The following is a 14,200-nucleotide window of genomic DNA, read 5'->3' on the forward strand; positions in this document are numbered from 1 at the left end:
AAGTTGTGTGCTGACGCACAAAAGGGCGAGGCCCCCAGAAGAACTGGGGGCCTCGCCCTGAACGCTGCCGACGCCTAAGGCGTGGAAACGGCCGTCAGTTGTCGTCCTCGTCGATGAGGAAGCCACGCATCGGCGACGGAGCCTGCTGCATGGGCTGCGGGGCCTGCGGCCGCACCGGCGCCATCGGCTGGGTCATCGCCGGGGACATCTGCTGCTGGCCGCCGTAGGACGGACCGGCGTTCTGCTGGTTGCCGCCCATGGACTGCTGCCCGCCGTACGACGGGGCGCCCGCGCCGGCCGGTGCCATGGAAGGCGCCGGGGACGGCGGAAGGGAAGCCGTCGCCGGGGTCCGCGGCGGGGCCAGCGAGTCGTCGGCCTGAGTCTCCAGCTGACGGAGCTGCGACTCCAGGTAGGACTTCAGACGCGTGCGGTACTCGCGCTCGAAGCCGCGCAGGTCCTCGACCTTGCGCTCCAGCGTGGCGCGGGCGGACTCCAGGGAGCCCATCGCGACACGGTGCTTCTCCTGCGCGTCCCGCTCCAGGGCGTCGGCCTTGGCACGGGCGTCACGCTCGAGGCCCTCGGCGCGCGAACGAGCCTCGCCGACGATCTTGTTGGCCTCGGAACGGGCCTCCGCGATCGCCTGGTCAGCGGTCTGCTGGGCGAGGGAGAGCACGCGCGCGGCACTGTCGCCGCCGGGGCCCTGGCCGGGCTGGGGCATCTGCGGACCGTGACCGCCCATGGGACCACCCATGGGGCCGCCCATCGGACCGCCCTGGCCCATCGGGCCGGGACCCTGCGGACCACCCTGCGGGCCGTGCCCACTGGGGCCTGCGGGCAGCTGCGGCGCACCACCGGGCAGCTGCGGCGGACCGCCCATCTGCTGGTGCTGCGGGTGCTGCTGCTGCGGCGGCACCGGCTGCGGGCCCGATATTGCGGCGGGCACCGGGGCGCCGGGACCGCGCTGGTCCTGCGGTTCCGGAGGCTTGCGCATGCCGCCCTGCTGCTGGTTCTGCGCAGCGGCGCGGGTGGCAGCGGCCAGTTTGGCGCGCAAGTCCTCGTTCTCGCGGAGCAAGCGAGTCAGTTCGGCTTCGACCTCATCGAGGAAGGCATCGACCTCGTCCTCGTCATAGCCTTCTCGGAGGCGGACGGTCGTGAACTGCTTGTTCCGCACGTCCTCGGGGGTCAACGGCATCTCTTCACCTCAACGTAGTCGTCGGCATTCGGCAAGACCGTATCGTTCACAGCCGGCTCACGACGGAGATCAGGATGTAGACGATGATCATCAGTACGAAGAAGGACAGGTCGAGCGCCACGCCCCCGAGACGCAGCGGCGGAATGAACCGCCGCAGAAGCTTGAGCGGTGGATCAGTGACAGTGTAGGTGGCCTCCAGAACGACCACCATCGCCTTGCCGGGTTGCCATGAGCGGGCGAACTGGAAGACGTAGTCCATGACCAACCGGAAGATCAGCACGATGAGGAAGCACATCAGCGCGATGTAAAGCACCTGCAAGACCACGCCCATGTTCGCGGTTCCCTCTCCCCTGTTACTCGTGCTGCGTCTGCTGGTTCTGCGTTACTGCGTCACTTACGTCTCAGCTCTGGTTGAAGAACCCGCCCTCTGCGATGCGAGCCTTGTCCTCCGCCGTTACATCGACGTTAGCAGGCGACAACAGGAACACCTTCTGCGTCACTCGTTCAATGCTGCCATGGAGACCGAACACCAGACCGGCGGCAAAGTCGACAAGTCGCTTCGCATCCGTGTCGTCCATCTCGGTCAGATTCATGATCACCGGAGTGCCCTCGCGGAAGTGTTCCCCGATGGTACGGGCCTCGTTGTACGTCCGCGGGTGCAGCGTGGTGATGCGGTAGGGCTCCCGCTCGGACACGACCTTGGGCATGATCACCGGTGCGTTCTTCTCCAGACTCTGACGTTCAGGTGTGATGGATGCCACGGGGGCGATACGTGCCGGACGTCCTGATTCCGCGCCTAGCGAAGCGGAATGGGCGACCGGCTCACGCTGTGCGGGGGGCTGCACCACTCGTACCGATTCGTCCCTTTCAGGCACGTGTGCCTGACGGGATGAGTGGGACTGGTGCGGCGGTTCGTGCCGCCTGCGGTCCCGCTCGGGCTCCGGCTCGGGTTCGAACTCGTCATCGGGGTCGAACCCCGGACCGTCGTACCCATCGTCCTCCACGAGGCCGAGGTAGACCGCCATCTTGCGCATCGCGCCGGCCATGCTCTGAGTCCTCCGCTCTGTGGTGGATCGGCTGTCGTCACCAACTGCCCGCGATCCACGAGGCCTCCCCGCCCAACAGCGAGAATGACCATATTTTCTGCTGTGGTCCGACTTCTTGGCGACGTTACCCGAGCCCGGGTCGGACTCCGAGTACCGCCGTACCGACGCGCACATGTGTCGCTCCGGCCGCCACGGCCTGTTCGAGGTCCGCACTCATCCCTGCCGACACCATGTTCGCAGCCGGATGAGTCGCGCGCATGAGGGTTGAGAATTCCATCAGCCGCTCGAACGCCGCCTGTTGCCGCCCCGCGTACGGACCGGTGAGCGGCGCCACGGTCATCAGACCGTCGAGCCGCAGCCCCGGGGCCTCGGCCACCAGTCCGGCCAACTCTTCGATTCCGCCGGGGCCCACTCCCCCGCGCTCGCCCCGGCCGTTCTCCTCGGCGTCGAGGGCGACCTGGATCAGACAGCCGAGTTCCCGCTCGGCCCGCACGGCACCGGCCGACAGGGCAGTGACGAGCTTGGGGCGGTCCACGGACTGGACCACATCGGCATAACTGACCACAGAACGGACCTTGTTGGTCTGCAATTGACCGACAAAGTGCCAGTCGAGGGGCAGATCCGAGCACTCGGCGGCCTTGGGGGCCGCGTCCTGGTCACGGTTCTCGGCGACGTGACGCACACCGAGTTCCGAGAGGATCCGCACATCGCTCGCGGGATAGGTCTTGGTGACCACGATCAGGGTCACCTCCTCCCGCTTGCGCCCCGCCGCCACGCACGCCGCGGCGATGCGCTCTTCGACCTGCGCCAGATTTGCGGCGAGTTGAGACTTACGGTCCGTCATGCCCTATCAGTCCAGCCAGACATAGCCCGCGAGACGACCGGTGGTCCGGTCGCGGCGGTACGAGAAGTGGTCACCGGATTCCAGGGTGCACACCGGCGACTGCTCCCGGTCGCGCACCCCGAGCCGCTCCAGCTGGGCGTGCACGCCCGCGGTCACGTCGACCGCCGGAGTGCCCCAGCTCGTCTCGGCGTACGCCGCGGGTTCGATCGCGGCGACATCGGCGCGCATCTCCTCCGGCACCTCGTAGCAGCGGCCGCAGACGGCGGGGCCGGTGCGGGCGACCATGCGGTCCGGGTCCGCGCCGAGCTTCATCATCGCCTCGACGGCCGCGGGCACGACCCCGGCGATCATGCCGGGCCTGCCCGCGTGCGCCGCGGCGGCCACCTTGGCCACCGGGTCGGCGAGCAGGACGGGCGTGCAGTCCGCGGTGAGGACCGCGAGGGCGAGGCCGCGGCGGGCGGTCACCACGGCGTCGACCGCCGGGATCTCGGCGTCGGAGCCCCAGGGCCCGTCGACCACGACGACGTCGGGGCCGTGGACCTGGTTCATCCAGACCACGCGCGTCGGCTCGATGCCCAGCGCCGTGGCGGCCAGCGCACGGTTCGTGCGCATGGCCTCGGGGTCGTCGCCGACCGCGCCGCCGAGGTTGAGCTCTTCGTACGGAACGGCGCTCACCCCGCCCCACCTGTCGGTGAAGGCGAAGTGCGCGCCGCTCACGGTGCTGTGCTCGCCTATCACTTCAGGAAGTCCGGCACGTCCAGCTCCTCGGCCTGGCTGTCCGAGTAGGGACGGGCCGGCGGCACCTGCGGCGGGGCCACGGGCGCGGACGGGGTTTCGTTGACCGGGGTCACCTCGACCGGCTCCGGGGCCGACGGCTCCTCGTGCGACGTGACGCTGCCGAGGCCGCCGTACGGCGAACGGGACTCGGCCGGACGGCTCGTGGCCGCCGGCTGCTCGTCACGCTGCTTGCCCGACGACGCCGAACCGAGGACGGTGTCGCGCTTGGACGGCGGCTGCCCGCCGTCGAAGCCCGCCGCGATGACGGTGACCCGGACCTCGTCGCCCAGGGCGTCGTCGATGACGGCGCCGAAGATGATGTTGGCCTCGGGGTGGGCCGCCTCGCTGACCAGTTGGGCCGCTTCGTTGATCTCGAAGAGGCCGAGGTCGGAGCCGCCGGAGATGGAGAGCAGGACTCCCCGCGCTCCGTCGATGGACGCCTCCAGGAGTGGCGAGGAGATCGCCATCTCGGCGGCGGCCACCGCGCGGTCGTCGCCGCGGGCCGAGCCGATGCCCATGAGTGCCGAACCGGCCTCGGACATGACCGACTTGACGTCGGCGAAGTCGAGGTTGATCAGACCCGGGGTCGTGATGAGGTCGGTGATGCCCTGGACACCGGAGAGCAGGACCTGGTCCGCCGACTTGAAGGCGTCCAGAACGCTGACCTGGCGGTCCGAGATGGACAGGAGCCGGTCGTTGGGGATGACGATGAGGGTGTCGACCTCTTCGCGCAGCTCCGCGATCCCGTCCTCGGCCTGGTTGGCGCGACGACGGCCCTCGAAGGTGAACGGCCGGGTGACGACGCCGATGGTCAGGGCGCCCAGGGAGCGAGCGATGTTGGCGACGACAGGTGCGCCGCCGGTGCCGGTGCCACCGCCTTCGCCGGCGGTGACGAAGACCATGTCGGCCCCCTTGAGGACCTCCTCGATCTCCTCGCGGTGGTCCTCGGCCGCCTTGCGGCCGACTGCCGGGTTGGCTCCGGCGCCGAGGCCGCGGGTGAGTTCCCGGCCTACGTCGAGCTTGACGTCGGCGTCGCTCATCAACAGGGCTTGCGCGTCGGTGTTGATGGCGATGAACTCGACGCCCTTGAGACCGACCTCGATCATCCGGTTGATGGCATTGACACCACCGCCGCCGACACCGATGACTTTGATGACTGCGAGGTAGTTCTGCGGTGCTGCCACGTCGAAGGCCTCTCGCCTCGAGTTACGTGTCGCCGCCTCGCGGTCAAGCGCCGCGACGACTGATGCCGAATGGGACGGTCCGAACGCCGACCCGAACCCTAACGTTGAAGTTTAGGGTTACCAGTGTGTCTGTTCCTTGGACTCTTCCGAACAGGACACTAAGTCGACAAGTGGCGCACGTTCAACGAACACGCCGAACCTCCCGTTTTTCTTTTCACCCTATGTGATCAGCCGTAGCGCTGCCGAACCAGGGTGCTGGCCTGCGACGATATGCGTCAACTCGCCGACGAGGCGGGGGCGGTGGGGACACTCACATCGAAGTGCCGTGCCTTGGGGGCGGCTTTCATCAGGGCGATGAGTGTGCTTGCCTTCGTCCGACCCTTCTCGCTGCTGCCCCACTCCACGGTGCGTCCGCCCGTCAACTCCAGCGAGATGGAGTCGTACGAACGGACCTTGACGGCCCGTGTATCGCGGGCCACGGCGGCGGGCAGCGCACCCGCGACCTGTACCGCCTCACGCCGCAGACGGTGCGAGTCGAAACGGCGCAGACTCGCCTCCGCGTTCTCCTGATCCGGCCTCAATTCCAGGAGGGGGACACCCTTGGGGGCTTGTCCGCTCGTGGCGAATCGCACTCCCTTGGCGTCCACTTCGACGAACTTTCCGCCCTTTTCGATAAGCAGTACCGGCTTGCGTTCGGTCACTTTCAGACCGATCGCGTGCGGCCAGGATCGGTCGACCTCGACCGAGTCGATACGCGGAAGCCTCTTCCGCAGCCGGTCCTCAAGGGCGTCGGTGTCGACCGAGATCAGTGGTGCCCCGACCGGGGCCGCGGCCGCCTCGCGCACCTCTTCGGGCGTCAGGATCCGGGTCCCCGAAGTCGTCACGCGCTCCACGCGCAGCCACTGCGAGCCGTAGAACAACCAGACTCCTCCCGCCCCCACCAGCACGAGTGCGATGAGCGAGAGGATCAGGGTGCGCGGCCGCGGCACGCGCACGCGGGAGCGCCGAGGGCGGGGCGGGCGGGACCCACCAGAAGCGGGCTTCTGCCGTTCGGCGGTGGTCGGTCCGGCCACGGTCCCCTGCCTTCTTGTGCTTCTAGTGCCGTCTCACCCGTTGCGGCGCGACGCGATCGCCTCGTACACCATGCCGACGAGGAGGTCGTCGGCATCCCTGCGGCCGAACTCCGAGGCCGCACGGGACATCTCGTACAGCCGGTGCGGGTCGGCGAGCACCGGGAGTACGTTGCCCTGCACCCACTCGGGCGTCAGTTCGGCGTCGTCCACGAGGAGTCCACCGCCGGCCTTGACCACCGGCTGGGCGTTCAGCCGCTGTTCGCCGTTGCCGATGGGCAGCGGGACGTAAGCGGCCGGAAGCCCGACGGCGGAGAGTTCGGCGACGGTCATCGCGCCCGCACGGCAGAGCATCATGTCCGCCGCCGCGTACGCGAGGTCCATCCGGTCCACGTACGGTACCGGGATGTAGGGCGGCATACCGGGCATGTTCTCGACGTACGGCATTTCGTTCTTCGGGCCGACCGCGTGCAGGATCTGGATCCCGGCGCGCTGCAGGACCGGAGCGACCTGCTGGACGACCTCGTTGAGCCGCCTGGCGCCCTGCGAACCGCCGGAGACCAGCAGCGTCGGCAGGTTCGGGTCGAGGCCGAAGGCGGCGCGCGCCTCCGGGCGGACCCGGGCCCTGTCGAGCGTGGCGATGGTGTGGCGCAGCGGGATGCCGATGTAGCGGGAGTTGCGCAGCTTGCTGTCCGGCGTGGCGACGGCCACCCCGTGGGCGTACCGCGAACCGATCTTGTTGGCGAGGCCGGGGCGGGCGTTGGCCTCGTGCACGACGATCGGCGTGCCGGTCCGCTTGGCCGCGAGGTAGCCCGGCAGCGCGACGTAGCCGCCGAAGCCGACCACGCAGTCCGCCTTCGTGCGCTCCAGGATCTGCTCGGCCGCCTTGATCGTGCCGCGCAGCCGTCCCGGGACGGTGATCAGCTCAGGAGTGGGCTTGCGCGGCAGCGGAACGGCCGGGATCAGCGCGAGTTCGTAGCCCCGCTCGGGTACGAGTCGGGTCTCGAGTCCACGCTCCGTGCCCAGGGCCGTGATGCCCACGGTCGGGTCCTGCCTCCGCAGGGCGTCCGCGAGGGCGAGCGCGGGCTCGATGTGGCCGGCGGTCCCCCCACCGGCGAGTACGACATGCACCGAAATTCACCGCTCTCCGGACGAACGCGCCTTGACGCGCCGTCTCATCGTGTTCCATCTCACCCGAGGTTGCCGCATGGCCAGGGCCGCCTTTGCCGCCGGTTCCTCCCGCGCGAAGGCGATGAGGAGTCCGATGGCGAACATGGTCGGCAGCAGGGCTGAGCCCCCGTACGAGAACAGCGGGAGCGGGACACCGGCGATCGGCAGCAGACCGAGCACCGCACCGACGTTGATCACGGCCTGCGCCGTGATCCAGGTGGTCACGCCTCCCGCGGCATACCGTACGAAGGGGTCCTCCGTGCGTCCGGCCACGCGGATACCCGCATAGCCTAGAGCCGCGAACAGGGCGAGCACCGACAGCGTCCCCGCCAGGCCGAGTTCCTCCCCTGTGATGGCGAAGATGAAGTCGGTGTGCGGTTCCGGCAGTTGACCCCATTTTTCCACACTCGCGCCGAGGCCGGAACCGAAGAATCCGCCGGAGGCCAGGGCATAGATCCCGTGCACGGCCTGCCAGCACTGGTCGCCGGGGCCCGGATCCGTCGCGCCGATGCAGGCGAGCCTCGCCATGCGGTTGGGGCTGGTCTTGATGAGGATCACGCCGAGCAGGGCCGCGATCGAGAGCACTCCCGCGAAGAGCCGCGTGGGCGCCCCCGCGAGCCAGAGCAGGCCGAAAAGGATCGCCGTGAGGATGATCGCCGTGCCCATGTCGCCGCCCAGCATGATCAGACCGAGCAGCATGAAGGCGACGGGGACGAGCGGCACCAGCATGTGCTTCCACTGGGTGAGGAGGCGCTTGTCCTGTTTGCGGGCGAGCAGATCGGCGCCCCACAGGACGAGGGCGAGCTTGGCGAACTCGCTGGGCTGGAGCTGGAAGGGGCCGCCCAGATAGATCCAGTTCTGGTTTCCGTTGACGCTGCGCCCTATCCCGGGGATCTGCACGAGCACCATCAGGAAGACGGTCACGGCGAGGATGGGATAGGCGAGCGCCCGGTGCAGCTTGATGGGCATGCGCATGGCCACGAGCAGCAGGATTGAGCCGAGCACGGCGGCGACGAACTGCTTCTGGAAGAAGTACGCGGCGGGCAGGTCGAGCTGCAGCGCCTGGATCATCGACGCCGAGTAGACCATCACCAGGCCGAGCACGGTGATCAGCAGGCTGCTGCCGAAGATGAGGTAGTACGCCGTCAGCGGCCGGTCCCAGGCGCGCTTGACCCGGGTGACGAACCGCCGCACCGCGTTCTCGCTCGGCGGGCGTGGAGCCCGCGGGGAACGGACCGGTGCGGGCCGCCTGGCAAGGCGTGTGGGCGCGCGCCCGCTACTGCCGGCCATCAGGACCCCCGCCCAGCCACCAAGACGCTGCCACGTGCCCTCCTCAGGGTGCCGGGCGCCCCGGACCTCCGGGCCCGCGTCAGGCGCTCGCGCCGAGTTCGCGGACCGCGTCCGCGAACGCGTCACCACGCTTGTTGTAGTTGGTGAACATGTCCATCGACGCACAGGCCGGAGCCATCAGTACGGTGTCCCCCGGCTCGGCGAGCCGTGCCGCCTGTCGTACCGCCTCGGACATCGCCCCAGTGTCGGTCCGGTCGAGGTCGACGACCGGGACCTCGGGCGCGTGTCGCGCCAGGGCTTCGCGGATCAGCGCGCGGTCCGCGCCGATCAGGACGACACCCCGAAGCCGCTTGGCCGACTTGGTGACGAGCTCGTCGAAGGTGGCGCCCTTGGCGAGCCCGCCCGCGATCCAGACGATCGATTCGTACGCCGCCAACGAGGCTTCCGCGGCGTGGGTGTTGGTGGCCTTGGAGTCGTCGACGTACGCCACCTCGGCCACGTCGGCGACGTGTTCGATGCGGTGGGCGTCCGGGCGGAAGGCGCGCAGGCCGTCGCGGACGGCCGTCGCGGGCACGCCGTAGGCGCGCGCGAGCGCCGCCGCGGCCAGGGCGTTGGCGATGTTGTGCGGCGCGGGCGGCTGCACGTCGGAGATCTCAGCGAGCTCCTGCGCCTGCTTCTGACGGTCCGGCACGAACGCACGGTCGACCAGAATGCCGTCCACGACGCCCAGTTGCGAGGGCGCGGGCGCGTTCAGCGTGAAACCGATGGCGCGGCAGCCTTCTTCGACGTCGGCCTCGCGGACGAGGTCCTCCGTCGCCTTGTCGGCGACGTTGTAGACGCAGGCGACCTGATTGCCCTCGTAGATCCGGCCCTTGTCGGCGGCGTACGCCTCCATGGAGCCGTGCCAGTCCAGGTGGTCGGGCGCGAGGTTCAGGACGGTCGCGGAGTGGGCGCGCAGCGAGGGCGCCCAGTGCAGCTGGTAGCTGGAGAGCTCGACGGCCAGGACGTCATACGTCTCGTCGCCGGTGACGACGTCGAGCAGCGAGACCCCGATGTTGCCGACGGCGGCGGTGCGCAGACCGGCCGCCTCCAGGATCGAGGCCAGCATGCGCACGGTCGTGGTCTTGCCGTTCGTGCCGGTGACCGCGAGCCAGGGCGCGGCGTCGGGGCCGCGCAGGCGCCAGGCCAGCTCGACGTCGCCCCACACCTCGACGCCCGCTGCGGCGGCTGCCGCGAAGAGCGGCTTGTCCGGCTGCCAGCCGGGCGTGGTGACGACGAGTTCGGTGCCTTCGGGCAGGGTGGCCCCGTCGCCGAGGCGGACGGAGATGCCCTCCGCCCTCAGCTCATCGGCCTGCGTACGGGAGCGCTCGTCGTCGCCGTCGTTGACGACCGTGACGGCCGCACCCAGGCCGTGCAGCACGCGGGCCGCCGGGATCCCGGAGACGCCGAGTCCGGCGACGGTGACGTTCTTCCCCTGCCAGCTGGTCACTTCTTGGCTGCCCATCCTGCGTAGAAGAGGCCGAGTCCGACGATCACGCACATGCCCTGGATGATCCAGAAGCGGACCACCACAAGGACTTCGGACCACCCCTTGAGTTCGAAGTGGTGCTGCAGTGGCGCCATACGGAAGACGCGCTTCCCGGTCATGCGGAAGGAGCCGACCTGGATGACGACCGACATCGTGATGAGGACGAAGAGGCCGCCGAGCAGGGCGAGGAGCATCTCGGTGCGCGAGCAGATCGCGAGGCCGGCGAGCGCGCCGCCGAGGGCGAGCGAGCCGGTGTCACCCATGAAGATCTTGGCGGGCGAGGTGTTCCACCACAGGAAGCCGAAGCAGGCACCCATCAGCGCGGAGGCCACCACCGCGAGGTCGAGTGGGTCTCTGACCTCGAAGCACGCCTGTGGGTTGGTCAGCGTGACCGCGTTGGCGCAGGACTCCTGGTACTGCCAGACACCGATGAAGGTGTACGCGCCGAAGACCATCACGGAGGCGCCGGTGGCGAGGCCGTCGAGGCCGTCGGTGAGGTTCACGCCGTTCGACATCGCGAGGATCATGAACAGCGCCCAGACCACGAAGAGCACCGGGCCGATCGACCAGCCGAAGTCCGTGACGAACGACAGCTTGGTGGAGGCCGGGGTCTGGTTGCGGTTGTCCGGCCAGTTCAGCGCGAGCACGGCGAAGCCGATGCCGACGATCAGCTGGCCGGCCATCTTCGCCTTGGCGCGCAGGCCGAGCGAGCGCTGCTTCACGATCTTGATGTAGTCGTCGAGGAAGCCGACGAGGCCCATGCCCGCCATCAGGAAGAGCACGAGGAGACCGGAGAGCGTGGTCTCCGTACCCGTGATGATCTTCGTGAGGAAGTACGCGATGAGCGTGGCGAGGATGAAGGCGATGCCACCCATGGTCGGCGTACCGCGCTTGCTGTGGTGCTCGCGCGGGCCGTCGTCCCGGATGAACTGCCCATAGCCCTTGCGGGCAAGGAACTTGATAAGGAGCGGGGTTCCGACCAGGGTCAGGAAGAGCCCGATCACACCCGCGAAGAGGATCTGCCTCATCGGCCGGCGACCTGCCCCTCGGACGACGCGGAGTCATCGAGCAGCGCCGTGGCGACCCGCTCGAGACCGACCGATCTGGAAGCCTTCACCAGCACGACGTCTCCCGGGCGCAGCTCGCTGCGCAGCAGGTCGATCGCCGCCTGTGCGTCGGACACGTGCACCGACTCCTCACCCCACGAACCCTCGTTGTATGCGCCCAGTTGGAGCCAGGACGCTTCCCTGCCCCCGACTGCCACGAGCTTGCTCACGTTCAGCCGGACAGCGAGCCGTCCGACCGCGTCGTGTTCGGCGAGCCCCTCGTCACCGAGCTCGGCCATATGACCGAGCACCGCCCACGTACGACGTCCCTTGGCCATGGCCGCGAGCGCGCGCAGGGCGGCTCGCATGGACTCGGGGTTCGCGTTGTAGGCGTCGTTGACGACCGTCACGCCGTCCGGGCGCTCGGTGACCTCCATCCGCCAGCGGGACAGCGTGCCCGCCTCGGAGAGCGCGCGGGCGATCTCGTCTGCGGACATGCCCAGCTCATGGGCGACGGCGGCCGCGGCAAGCGCGTTCGACACGTGATGCTCACCGTACAGCCGCAAGGTCACGTCGCTGCACCCGGAGGGTGTGTGCAGCGTAAAAGCAGGCTGTCCGTTCTCCGTGAGCCGGACATTCTCGGCACGTACGTCGGCGTCGGCGCGCTCTCCGAAGAAGAGGACGCGTGCCTTCGTGCGCGAAGCCATGGCGCGGACGAGGGGGTCGTCGGCATTGAGGACGGCGGTGCCGTCGGCGGGCAGGCTCTCGACGAGTTCACCCTTCGCCACTGCGATCTGCTCGCGTCCGCCGAACTCGCCGATGTGGGCGGTGCCGACGTTGAGCACGAGGCCGATCTTCGGCGGGGTGAGGCCGGTGAGGTAGCGGATGTGGCCGATGCCGCGGGCGCCCATCTCCAGGACGAGGAACCGCGTCTCGTCGGTGGCGCTGAGGGCGGTGAGCGGCAGGCCGATCTCGTTGTTGAGCGAGCCCGGCGTGAAGACCGTGGGCGCCTTGCTCCGCAGCACCTGGGCGAGCAGGTCCTTGGAGCTCGTCTTGCCGACGGAGCCGGTGAGCGCCACGAGCGTGGCGCCGAGCCGCTCCACGACGTGCCGCGCGAGGGCGCCGAGCGCCGCCTGCACGTCGTCCACGACGATGGCGGGTACGCCGACGGGGCGCGACGCCAGGACCGCGGCGGCGCCCGCGTCGATCACCGCGGACGCGTAGTCGTGGCCGTCGACGCGCTCGCCCGCGAAGGCGACGAAGAGGCTGCCGGGCTCCACTTCACGGGAGTCCCTGACGACCGGTCCGGTGACCTGGACGGACGGATCCGGTATGTCGTACGTCTGCCCGCCGACGACACTGGCGATCTCGGCGAGGGAGAGGGCGATCACAGATTCATCCCTGGGTTTGCTGGATTGCTTCGCGAAGTACCTGGCGGTCGTCGAAGGGACGCACCACCCCGGCGATGTCCTGTCCCTGCTCGTGGCCCTTGCCCGCGACGAGCACCGTGTCGCCCGGCTCGGCCCGGGCGACGGCCGCGCGGATGGCGGCGGCGCGGTCCTCGAAGACGGCGACGTCACCGCGTTCGTGGGACGGCACGTCGGCGGCGCCGGCGAGCATCGTGGCCAGGATCGCGAGGGGGTCCTCGCCACGGGGGTTGTCAGAGGTCAGTACGGCGGTGTCGGCGAGCCGGGCCGCCGCGGCGCCCATCGGCATCCGCTTGGTCTTGTCCCGGTCGCCGCCGCAGCCGAGGACGATGTGCAGCTTGTTCTCGGTGACCTTGCGCAGGGCGCGCAGGACCGATTCGACGGCGTCCGTCTTGTGGGCGTAGTCGACGACCGCGAGGTAGGGCTGGCCCGCGTCGATGCGCTCCAGGCGGCCCGGGACGCCCGCCACGGCGCCGATGCCGTCGGCGGCCTGCTGCGGGTCGATCCCGGCGACGGCCAGCGAGACGATCGCGGAGAGGGTGTTGGCGACGTTGAAAGGACCGGCCAGCGGGGACTTGGCGGTGATCCGCTCGCCCTGCGGGCCGACCACGACGAACGTGGAGTCGAACGGCGTGACCTCGACGCCTTCCGCGCGCCAGTCGGCGTCGGGGTGGCCCTCGGCGGAGAAGGTGGTGACGGGGACCTCGGACTCGTCGATGAGCCGACGCCCGTACTCGTCGTCGAAGTTGACCACGCCGACCTTCGAACGCAGCTTGGTGAACAGCTGCGCCTTGGCCTGGAAGTAGTCCTCCATGTCGGAGTGGAACTCCATGTGCTCCGGGCTCAGGTTGTTGAAGACGGCGACGTCGAAGACGCAGCCGTCCACCCGGCCGAGCACGAGGGCATGGCTGGAGACCTCCATGGCGACGGCCTCGACGCCGCGCTCGCGCATCACCGCGAACAGCGCCTGGAGGTCGGTCGCCTCGGGGGTCGTGCGTTCGGACTTGATCCGCTCGTCGCCGATGCGCATCTCGACCGTGCCGATGAGGCCGGTCGATTTGACGCCCTTGAGGCCGCCCTCGACGAGGTACGCCGTGGTGGTCTTGCCGGACGTGCCGGTGATGCCGATCTGCAGCAGATCGCGGCCCGGATGGCCGTAGACCGTGGCCGCCAGCTCCCCCATGGCGCCGCGCGGGTTCTCCACGACCAGGACCGGCAGGCCCGTGACGGCGGCGCGTTCGGCGCCCGTCGGGTCGGTGAGGATCGCGGCGGCGCCGAGGTCGGCCGCCTGGGCGACGAAGTCGGCGCCGTGCAGCCGGGCGCCGGGCAGCGCGGCGTAGATGTCGCCGGGGCGGACCGCGCGGGAGTCGTGCGTGATGCCGCTGACCTCCCCGGTGCCCGGGGCGGCGACGCCCAGCTGATCGGCGATCCTGGCGAGCGGCGTCGCGGAGACCTGGACCGGCCGCGGCGGTCCCGGATATGTCACGGGAACGCCCTTCTGGGTGGTTTGGGACTGATCAGCGTGTGGCACGGCGGTGAGCGTACCGGGCGCACCGGGCTCAGGGCGAAGCGGGCGGTGTGGCGGGGGCTGGTTCCCCGGCCGCGGGGTGATCGTTGTCACGGGTT

Annotated in this window: 13 protein-coding genes; all 13 read right to left on the bottom strand. The window is 69.5% G+C overall.

What is annotated here, in order from left to right:
• Window positions 1-94: 94 nt before the first annotated feature.
• Window positions 95-1,192, bottom strand: coding sequence for a DivIVA domain-containing protein (locus ACWGIH_RS31245; RefSeq protein WP_453395048.1), 1,098 nt, complete (start codon window positions 1,190-1,192; stop codon window positions 95-97).
• 46 nt (window positions 1,193-1,238) lie between these two features.
• Entirely contained in the window at window positions 1,239-1,523 is a 285-nt protein-coding gene (locus ACWGIH_RS31250; RefSeq protein ID WP_384554861.1) for a YggT family protein, read from the bottom strand.
• A 70-nt stretch (window positions 1,524-1,593) separates the two neighbouring features.
• Window positions 1,594-2,238, bottom strand: coding sequence for a cell division protein SepF (locus ACWGIH_RS31255; protein WP_453450339.1), 645 nt, complete (start codon window positions 2,236-2,238; stop codon window positions 1,594-1,596).
• 124 nt (window positions 2,239-2,362) lie between these two features.
• A complete protein-coding gene (locus ACWGIH_RS31260; protein WP_453450338.1) occupies window positions 2,363-3,082 on the bottom strand; it encodes a YggS family pyridoxal phosphate-dependent enzyme in 720 nt (239 codons plus the stop codon).
• Between the two features lie 6 nt (window positions 3,083-3,088).
• Window positions 3,089-3,820 (bottom strand): peptidoglycan editing factor PgeF, encoded by a 732-nt coding sequence (gene pgeF, locus ACWGIH_RS31265; RefSeq protein WP_453450337.1) that lies wholly within the window; start codon window positions 3,818-3,820, stop codon window positions 3,089-3,091.
• Window positions 3,817-5,043, bottom strand: coding sequence for a cell division protein FtsZ (gene ftsZ, locus ACWGIH_RS31270; RefSeq protein WP_453450336.1), 1,227 nt, complete (start codon window positions 5,041-5,043; stop codon window positions 3,817-3,819). Before ftsZ ends, pgeF begins: the two co-directional genes overlap by 4 nt.
• Before the next feature lie 275 nt (window positions 5,044-5,318).
• The gene (locus tag ACWGIH_RS31275) at window positions 5,319-6,116 is read right to left on the bottom strand and encodes a cell division protein FtsQ/DivIB (protein WP_453450335.1); all 798 of its coding nucleotides are present in this window, start codon (window positions 6,114-6,116) and stop codon (window positions 5,319-5,321) included.
• 33 nt (window positions 6,117-6,149) lie between these two features.
• The gene (gene murG / locus ACWGIH_RS31280; RefSeq protein ID WP_160504531.1) at window positions 6,150-7,244 is read right to left on the bottom strand and encodes an undecaprenyldiphospho-muramoylpentapeptide beta-N-acetylglucosaminyltransferase; all 1,095 of its coding nucleotides are present in this window, start codon (window positions 7,242-7,244) and stop codon (window positions 6,150-6,152) included.
• Between the two features lie 6 nt (window positions 7,245-7,250).
• Window positions 7,251-8,573 carry a putative lipid II flippase FtsW gene (gene ftsW, locus ACWGIH_RS31285; RefSeq protein WP_453450334.1) on the bottom strand — a complete coding sequence of 441 codons (1,323 nt, stop codon included), beginning with the start codon at window positions 8,571-8,573 and terminating at the stop codon, window positions 7,251-7,253.
• Between the two features lie 79 nt (window positions 8,574-8,652).
• Window positions 8,653-10,077 carry a UDP-N-acetylmuramoyl-L-alanine--D-glutamate ligase gene (murD, locus tag ACWGIH_RS31290; protein WP_453450333.1) on the bottom strand — a complete coding sequence of 475 codons (1,425 nt, stop codon included), beginning with the start codon at window positions 10,075-10,077 and terminating at the stop codon, window positions 8,653-8,655.
• The gene (gene mraY / locus ACWGIH_RS31295) at window positions 10,059-11,129 is read right to left on the bottom strand and encodes a phospho-N-acetylmuramoyl-pentapeptide-transferase (RefSeq protein ID WP_160504534.1); all 1,071 of its coding nucleotides are present in this window, start codon (window positions 11,127-11,129) and stop codon (window positions 10,059-10,061) included. Before mraY ends, murD begins: the two co-directional genes overlap by 19 nt.
• Window positions 11,126-12,538, bottom strand: coding sequence for a UDP-N-acetylmuramoyl-tripeptide--D-alanyl-D-alanine ligase (locus ACWGIH_RS31300; RefSeq protein ID WP_453450332.1), 1,413 nt, complete (start codon window positions 12,536-12,538; stop codon window positions 11,126-11,128). The genes mraY and ACWGIH_RS31300 overlap by 4 nt, the downstream gene beginning before the upstream one ends.
• A gap of 4 nt (window positions 12,539-12,542) precedes the next feature.
• On the bottom strand, window positions 12,543-14,195 hold the full coding sequence (locus tag ACWGIH_RS31305) for a UDP-N-acetylmuramoyl-L-alanyl-D-glutamate--2,6-diaminopimelate ligase (RefSeq protein WP_453450331.1): 1,653 nt from the start codon (window positions 14,193-14,195) through the stop codon (window positions 12,543-12,545).
• Window positions 14,196-14,200: the final 5 nt, after the last annotated feature.

Source organism: Streptomyces sp. NPDC054872 (genome assembly GCF_053610705.1).